At 50.3% G+C, this 8,082-nt stretch carries 6 protein-coding genes (1 of these 6 running past the window's edge); 4 read left to right on the top strand and 2 right to left on the bottom strand.

Annotated features, from left to right (window positions below; all coding sequences use genetic code 11):
- The 4 genes in view from BUB37_RS20260 to BUB37_RS20245 are tightly spaced (at most 11 nt apart) and all read left to right on the top strand, a layout consistent with a single transcriptional unit that may run on beyond the window.
- On the top strand, nucleotides 1–839 hold the 3' portion of the coding sequence (locus BUB37_RS20260; protein ID WP_072995757.1) for an oxidoreductase. It extends 604 nt beyond the left edge of the window; only the last 839 of its 1,443 coding nucleotides appear in the window; its start codon lies off the left edge, out of view; the stop codon is at nucleotides 837–839.
- Nucleotides 836–1,606: a 3-ketoacyl-ACP reductase gene (locus BUB37_RS20255; protein ID WP_072995755.1), complete on the top strand. Its 771-nt coding sequence runs from the start codon at nucleotides 836–838 to the stop codon at nucleotides 1,604–1,606. The genes BUB37_RS20260 and BUB37_RS20255 overlap by 4 nt, the downstream gene beginning before the upstream one ends.
- A gap of 11 nt (nucleotides 1,607–1,617) precedes the next feature.
- Nucleotides 1,618–1,839, top strand: a complete 222-nt coding sequence (locus BUB37_RS20250; RefSeq protein WP_139278153.1) for a hypothetical protein — start codon at nucleotides 1,618–1,620, stop codon at nucleotides 1,837–1,839.
- Complete coding sequence (locus tag BUB37_RS20245) at nucleotides 1,829–3,235, top strand: sodium:solute symporter family protein (RefSeq protein ID WP_072995751.1); 1,407 nt, start codon at nucleotides 1,829–1,831, stop codon at nucleotides 3,233–3,235. Before BUB37_RS20250 ends, BUB37_RS20245 begins: the two co-directional genes overlap by 11 nt.
- 100 nt (nucleotides 3,236–3,335) lie before the next feature.
- Here BUB37_RS20245 and BUB37_RS20240 read toward each other — a convergent pair whose 3' ends face one another.
- Together BUB37_RS20240 and BUB37_RS20235 are read right to left on the bottom strand one after the other, a co-directional pair.
- Nucleotides 3,336–4,844 (bottom strand): RagB/SusD family nutrient uptake outer membrane protein, encoded by a 1,509-nt coding sequence (locus BUB37_RS20240; protein ID WP_072995749.1) that lies wholly within the window; start codon nucleotides 4,842–4,844, stop codon nucleotides 3,336–3,338.
- 20 nt (nucleotides 4,845–4,864) lie between these two features.
- A complete protein-coding gene (locus tag BUB37_RS20235) occupies nucleotides 4,865–8,011 on the bottom strand; it encodes a SusC/RagA family TonB-linked outer membrane protein (protein ID WP_094766818.1) in 3,147 nt (1,048 codons plus the stop codon).
- Nucleotides 8,012–8,082 lie beyond the last annotated feature (71 nt).

Below are 8,082 nucleotides of genomic sequence, written 5' to 3'. Positions count from 1 at the left end.
TCAGGGCCGCTGGCCTGGCGAAGGAAGCCGGTTTCCATTTTGTCGACATTAAGCACTGCCACGGTTATTTGGGGCATGAATTTTTAAGTGCCAAAGATCGGCAGGGAAAATATGGAGGTTCCCTTAAAAATAGACTGGCCTTTCTTAGGGCGATAGTCGAGGGAATCCGCTCCACGAGCCAAATACCGGTAGGTGTGCGCCTGAGCGCCTTTGACTTTAGTCCCTTTGAGAAAGGAAAAGGAAACATCGGGATACCCAGCGTTACCGAAGGTGGGTATGGCGAGGCCTTTGGGGGCGACGGTACGGGAACGGGAATCGATTTGACCGAGGTTTATGAACTGCTCGGGCAATTCGAGGAACTGGGTATAGAACTGGTATGCATAACGGCGGGAAGCCCCTATTACAACCCGCATATCATACGTCCCGCAATTTTCCCGCCCTCCGATGGCTACCTCCCTCCCGAAGATCCCTTGGTCGGCGTAGGGCGGCAGATCCAAGTTACGGCCGATATCAAGAAAAATTTTCCCAACCTGGTAATCGTAGGGTCGGCCTATTCGTATTTACAGGAATGGGTGCCCCGTGTGGGGGAGGCCGTAATCGACAATAAAATGGCCGATTTTATCGGTCTGGGTAGGATGGTCTTAAGCTATCCGACCATGCCCGACGATATTCTGAACGGACGGACCTTGGTTCGGGGCAAGATATGTAGAACGTTTTCCGATTGTACAACGGCCCCGCGAACAGGCATGCTTTCCGGGTGTTTCCCGTTGGATGCCTACTATAAGGGGATGCCCGAGGCCGATCGGCTCAAGCAAATTAAAAAGAAGGTGCGACTATGAGCAAGAACGTATTGATTACCGGTGGTTCGCGGGGCATAGGCTACGGTATTGCCAAGGCATTGGCCGAGGCCGGATGCAACTTGGCCATAAATGGGGTCCGCCCCGAGGAAAGTGTACTGGACGAACTTAAGGAACTTCGAAAATTCGGCAAACAAGTGGTCTACTGCCGGGGCGATGTTTCCTCCGAGTCCGATCGCAACCTTATGGTCAAGGAAGCCTTGCACCATTTTGGGGAGCTCCATGTTCTTGTCAATAATGCCGGAGTCGCCCCTAATGAGCGTGTAGACCTTTTGGAAATGAAACCGGTGAGCTACGACCGGGTGATGGATATCAATCTAAGGGGGCCTTTCTTCCTCACCCAAAAAATCGCCAATCTGATGATAGCAAGTAAACAAAAGGATGCGGCATTTGAAGGTTGTATCGTTAACATATCATCTGTAAGCGCCAGCACCGCTTCGATTATGAGGGGAGAGTACTGCATCTCAAAGGCCGGTATGGGTATGATGACCAAACTGTTTGCCGTTCGGTTAGGGGCGTACGACCTACCGGTGTTCGAAGTACGCCCGGGTATTATTGAAACCGATATGACCGCCGCGGTACTCGAAAAGTACCAAAAGGATGTCGAGGAAGGACTCACCCTGCAGCCGCGCCTCGGAAAGCCCGAAGATGTGGGAAGGGCCGTACGTGCCCTGGTCGAGAACAAAATTCCCTATGCCACGGGCCAGGTGATCCTTATCGATGGGGGAATGTCGATACCAACGCTATAAACCAACCAACCATGAGAAAACACAACCGGCATTTATTGACCCTTTTAGACAGCTTGGCACTGCTCGTTTTTATAGCCACCTTTACCTCTGTGGTGCTTCCCGAAAATACTATGGATCCTTTTTTGATGGGGATTCCGTATACCATGTGGGTAGGTTTTTTGGTCAGCGTGGCCTTTGTCGTATTGGCTTATTTGGTCTCATTGGTAAACAAAGAAGACAGGCATGCTGACTAAGTTTATCGTTGCGGCCCTGGTCTATTTGGCCATTCTTGTCTTTTTGGTAAGACGTACCCGAATTAAGGAAAAAACGACCTCCAACTATTTGTTGGGAGGAGGTAACATTGGTTTTGTTATCGGCCTGTTCACCACGGCGGCCACCCTTTTCAGCGCCTTTACCGTAGTGGGCATGCCCGATTTTTTTAGGACGCACGGTATCGGGGCCTGGATTTTTCTCGCCGTATCCGACACGATGATGGTCTATGCCCTGATCCGGGTCGGGGAAGTGTTGCGCCGCAAGGCCCGAAACCTTGATTTTAAGGGTATGTCGGGCTTGATGGTGGCTACCTACCAATCTAAGTTGGCCGGTTACGTGGCCTTTGGCGGGGCCGTAATTTTCCTGATACCTTATATTGCGGTGCAGATAAGCGGTATATCCCTATTTCTCAAGGCCGCTTTTCCCGATGCCATACCGGTTTGGGCGTGGAGCTTGATCATTGTGGCCGTAATGGTCATTTACAGCGAGACGGGAGGCTTGCGCGCCATTATGTACAACGATACCCTACAGGGTGTCTTGCTGTTTTTTACCATTTGGATCGTTGGGTACAACTGTATCGAACATTTTGGGAGCATCGAATCGATGTTCGACAAAGTGGCTTCGGTCAATGAAAAGCTATTGTCGGTTCCTGGGCCGAAAGGTTTGTTTACGCCCCAGTTCTTTATTGTTTCGGCTATTGCAATCATATGCTTGCCCTTTACCCAGCCCCAAATTTCGACCCGGGTCGTCATTATGAAAAGCAGTGCTTCCCTTAGAAAAATGGCCATAGGTCTCGGGGTGGTCGCCATCCTCGTTATATTGCCGACCCTGTTTATGGGGATGTACGGCGCGGTTTTATACCCGGACGCTTCCACCCAGGATTTTATCGGCCACGTATTGCTCTACGACCAAGCTTCGGGCATAGCGGCGCTGGGCCTGATCGGCTTGGTGGCGGCGGCGATATCGACTTCCGACTCGCAAATATTCGCCTTGGGCTCCGAACTGCGCTCCCTGCTTAGCTTGGAAGATCATAAGGCCGTGGGCCTCACGAGAATTTTTATTGTCGTGTTCGGATTGCTCGCCTTGGTTTTCTCTATAGTGAGTACGGAGCATTTGGTGCTGTTGGCACGTACCAGTTTTACCGGTACGGCGATGATGGCCCCCATGATATTGGTCGGTATTCTCAGCTCCAAAAAGCTTTCCCTGTTGATGCCGATCGCCACATTATGTGCCCTGGCCTTCTTTATTCTTTCCAAATTAGGAGTCGGCCCGGGGCAAATAGGAATATTACAGACGGAAATCGTTTTGTTTCTGGCCTTGGGAGTAGCTGCCTTTTTGGAGTTGGTGGTGTTCCGGTCTTCCCGTAAAATCCGATAAATGGAACGGTCGTAATAAATAAACCCCTGGCCATGGCCAAGGGTTTATCATCACTATCAACTAACTACTCGACAATACTTGTGGTCAAGTTTCTCTAATACTAATATCCTGCGTTTTGTACCAGATTGGGGTTGTTCTGTATTTCGGAGGTCGGAATCGGAAACAACAGCTCCCTTTCGGTCAAGGCCTTGTTCGGAAGGTAGGTATACGTGTGGCCTACGAAATCTTCCAAGGCGTTGGTCTCTGGGTTGTAGGCCTTTCTCCATCGCGCCATATCGAACCAAGTCTTGTTTTCGAAACTGAGTTCATGAACGCGTTCGATCCTGACGGCCTCCCTAAAATCATCTTGTGAAAGACCGGCCAAATCGGCAACTTCGGCACGCTGTCTGATCAGGTTGACCGCGTTATAGGCCTCTGTTGTGGGTCCGCCCTCGGCTTCGTTCGAAGCTTCGGCATACATTAAGAGGACATCGGCATAGCGGTATAGGCACCAATTCAAATCGGACTGGGCCGTCTCTTCGTTGGCTTGCACATCAAACAGTTTATAGATATAGGGCGCCCCTAGGTTGATGCTTTCGCTGCGATCGGCCTCAAGGGTATAGTCTCTAAAGAAAAATTGTTTTTCCTCGGCCCTTTTGTCGCCGGGTTCATAGGAATTGGCGAACTCATTGGTCGAAAAAATACCGCCGGTCTGGGCAGAGTAGACCGAAATACCCAAGTTGTAGGGAAGAATGGCGGGTTGCCAGTTTCCGGATTGGATGTTTGCGGCAAATTGGGTCATAAAAATGTATTCGCCGGTGTTCTTGGTGGCGGGGTCGTGCAGCTCGTCATAGGTGTCAAAAAGCCTGAACTCGTTCGAGTCGATCACCTCCTTGGCCTTGGCGGCGGCCAAGGCGTAATTTTCCGTTTTTTGCAGCGGATACCCGGCCATGGTCAAATACACATCGGCCATAAGCGTCTTTACCGCACCCATTGAAACCCTGCCCGATTCGTCCCTCCAGGGCAAACTCGAATTTTCGGCATCCGACAGGTCGCTTAAGATCAAATCGTAAACGGCCTCCGCTGATGCCTGTTCGGGATATAGCTGCTCCGAGCCGAGGTCGACCGAGCTCGTGATAATGGGGATGTTGCCGAACATGCGTACCAGGCCAAAGTAATAGTAGGCCCTGAAGAATTTGGCTTCGGCCAAATAATTCTGTTTTTCGGTTTCGTCCATATTGATTTCAGGAATTTTTTCGATGGCCAGATTGGCCCTTGATATGCCCGTATAATATTCCGTCCAGTAACTGCTGCCATAACCGTTATCCGAATTGTTGATCAAATCCTTGACCAAGTAAATGTTCGTGGCTTGCCCCAAGGAAGTGTTGGCCAGGCCGGTCGCAAATTCGAGCATTAACCAGGTGCCTCCTCCAAAACCGCTGCTGGTAATGGGTACAAGGGGTTCGTAGATACCGTTTACCGCACTTTCGGCGTGTTCGGCCTTGGTGAAATAGGTGTCGGTGGTGAAGTTCGATTCGTCCTCTTCATCCAAAAAGTCGCTACAGGCCGTGGTAAACGTCACTGCGGTGGCGACTACTACCGTTTTTATAAAGTTTTTATAGATTTTCATTCTTTTATCTTTTTATATTGTTATAATCCAACATTGAGTCCTACCATAAAAGTGCGGGGTCTGGGATAATCGTATAACGAAAAACCTTGGTCAAAGGCACCGCCGCCATTCGAGGTTTCAGGGTCGTACCCGGGATATTCGGTAGCTACAAAAAAGTTTTGTACCGAAGTATATATCCTTAAGCGGTTCAAGTGCAAACGCTTGACCAATTCAGGTTTGAACACATACGAAAGCATAAGGTTCCGTCCCCTTAAAAAGGAAGCATCCTTTAATTTGCCCGAATCGTTGTTGGTGTCGTAACCGGCGGCGATAGGCCGTATTTGGGCAATGTCGGTATCTTGGTTGTCGGGCGTCCAAGCGTTTAGTACCGTGGCGAAGCTGTTCGCAATGGTCTGACGGTCTTCCGCCGAGTGTTCGTCCCTGTACATCACACTGTTGCCGTACTGAAACTGTAGGTCGACCATAAGTTCAAGGTTACCGTACCTAAAAGTGTTCGAAAAGGTACCAAAGCCATCGGGTATACCCTTTCCTATGATGGCCCGGTCGTCGCTATTGATGGCCCCGTCATTGTTAAGGTCGCGGTATTTGATATCTCCGGGAAGTCTGTCGTAGATGGCGGCTTGATCGGCCTCATCCGTATTCCACGTACCTTCGTCGATGTATCCGAAGAAAGTACCGACCGGCTCGCCCACGCGGATCAAGGTCGATCCCAAGAAAATATCGGAACCTCCCGAAAGGGCCACGACTTCGTTCTTGTTGATGGAAATATTGAAATTACTGCTCCATCCAAAGAGCTCGTTGTCTACATTGATGGTGTTCAGGTTGATTTCGATACCCTTGTTTTCCATACTGCCCACATTTCTATAGACGTTTGTAAAACCACTGGTCGAGGGTACGGGAGCATCAAGAAGCATATCGGTGGTCAGTTTTCGATAGACATCTACCTCAAGGCCGATACGGTTGTTGAAGAGTCCCAATTCGACACCTGCGTCCACTTGCTCCGTTTTTTCCCATTTCAAATCGGGGTTGGCCATTCGCTGGGGAATGCTATAGGCGGCTCGATCTCCACCGAAAATAACAGTGCCGCTCGACAAGCCGGCCAAAGCCCTATATGCGGGGATTTCGGAGTTGCCTGTGGCCCCGTAGCTGGCCCTGAGCTTCAAATTGGAAATGGTTTCGCTTTGCGATAGGAAATCTTCGCCGGAAACCCGCCAGGCCAATGCTGCGGAAGGGAAGAAGGCGAACTGGTTCTCAGGACCGAATTTCGAGGAACCGTCGGCCCTTCCCGTTAGGGTCAATAGGTATTTGTTCTTATAGTTGTAGTTGACCCGGCCGAAGTAAGAATTAAGTCCGTAAGCCACCCGACTTGAAGATGGTGTCTGCGGATTGGATCCCGCCCCAAGGTTGTTGAAGCCGTAAAAATCGTCGGCGAATCCCCTGGTCGAGGCCGTGGAACGAAATTCGTCGATATGCTGCCATGAAAGTCCCAACATGGCCGTTAGGGAATTGTCTTCGTTGAAATCCTTGTTGTAGGTCAAATAGTTTTCAAACTGCCATGAGTTGAAACGGCTGTTGGAAACCGAAGCCGCTCCGTCGGGTTGTGCGATATACTTCAGGTCGCGACCTCCGTAGTAGTCATTTCTTTGGTTGATGATATTGGTACCGACGGTAGTACGTAACTGCAGGTTTTTACCCAAGGTGATATTGCTGTAAAAATTGCCCAAAACGGTCTGGGTCTTTAAAAAATACCTTCTGTCGTTGGCTACGGCCACGGGGCTGGCACCACCTTCCATACCGGGGTAGTCGGCATTGGATCCCCAAGTGCCATCCTCATAGGTTACCGGAATTATGGGGAGTGCCTCGAAAACCTGTCTCATGGTGGTGATTCCACCACCGCCCAATTGGTCGATCTGTTTTTCGTTCTGGTCGTTATAGCTCAGGCTACCGCCTACTTTCAGCCAATCGGTAACTTCGGTGTCGAGGGTAAACCTGCCCGAATAGCGTTTGAGCCAAGACTCTATGATGAGCCCTTCTTCGTCCCTAAAGCCCATGAATAGACCGTAACTGGCCTTTTGGTTGCCGCCCGTAAAGGAAAGTTGGTGGTTTTGTGTGAAGGCGGCCCTGATGGCTTCGTCTTGCCAATCGGTATCATATAACGGATTACCGTCTGAGTCAAAGAGGCGGGGGTCGGTCCGCTTCAGCCTGGGATCGGTGTACCGACCGCCGGCCCATCCGTCGGGGTCGAATTTTTCGGCATTGGCATAGGCGATTTCCTCGACCATAAGAAACTCTTCCGAATTCAACAGGTCAAGTTTTTTTGGCAAGGTTCCCAGACTAAAATCCACATCGTAGTTAAGATGGGTGTCGCCCGATCGGGTACCCTTTTTGGTGGTTACCAGAATTACACCGTTGGCACCCCTTGCCCCATAAATGGCCGTGGCCGAGGCGTCTTTTAAAACCTCGATCGATTCGATGTCGTTGGGGTTCATATAGTCGATGGGCGTACTGCCGTTGGGCAAACTGGCGGCATTTAAAATGACTCCGTCAATAACGTAAAGAGGCGTGTTGGCGATACTGACCGATGTGTTACCGCGAATCCGCACCACGGTCCTGCCCCCTGGTCGGCCCGAGCCCGATGTGACATTGACACCGGCTACTTTACCGGCCATGGCCTGGTTCAAGGAGGCGGAAGGTCTTTGCGACAATTCTTCGGCCTTGACCGAACCCACCGCACCGGTGAGGTCGCTTTTCTTTTGTGTACCGTAACCGATGACCACCACTTCGTCTAGATTGGCGGCATCTTCCTGTAACGATACGGTTATGGAACTTTGTCCGGCCAGGGAAATTTCTTGGGAGGCAAAACCTATATAGGAAATGACAAGAACGGCATTGGAGTCGCTTACTTCCAACTCGAAGTTGCCGTCGAAATCGGTTTGGGTTCCATTTGAGGTGCCTTTTTCAACTATGCTTGCCCCTGGCAGGGGTTGGTTGTTGCTGTCGAGAACGGTTCCCGTAACGGTCGCGTCTTGAAAGCGGACCGAGGTCTTCAAATTTGTTTTTTTGCCTACGGCAACCGCATCCGATATCAGGGGGTTTCCGTAAGAGGCCGTACACAAAGCCAAGGTGTAAAGGCTTAGGTAGTGCTTTTTTAATAGTAGTTTCTTCATAATGTTAGGATTGAGTTATACGGTCTAGGTTTCTAAACCATGGTTATCCCAAAGTTATGTTTGTACTACTA

It is taken from the genome of Pseudozobellia thermophila, assembly GCF_900141855.1.
GTDB lineage: Bacteria > Bacteroidota > Bacteroidia > Flavobacteriales > Flavobacteriaceae > Pseudozobellia > Pseudozobellia thermophila.
Note: the sequence above shows the minus strand (reverse complement) of the source record. Positions and strands in the feature narration are given on the sequence as shown.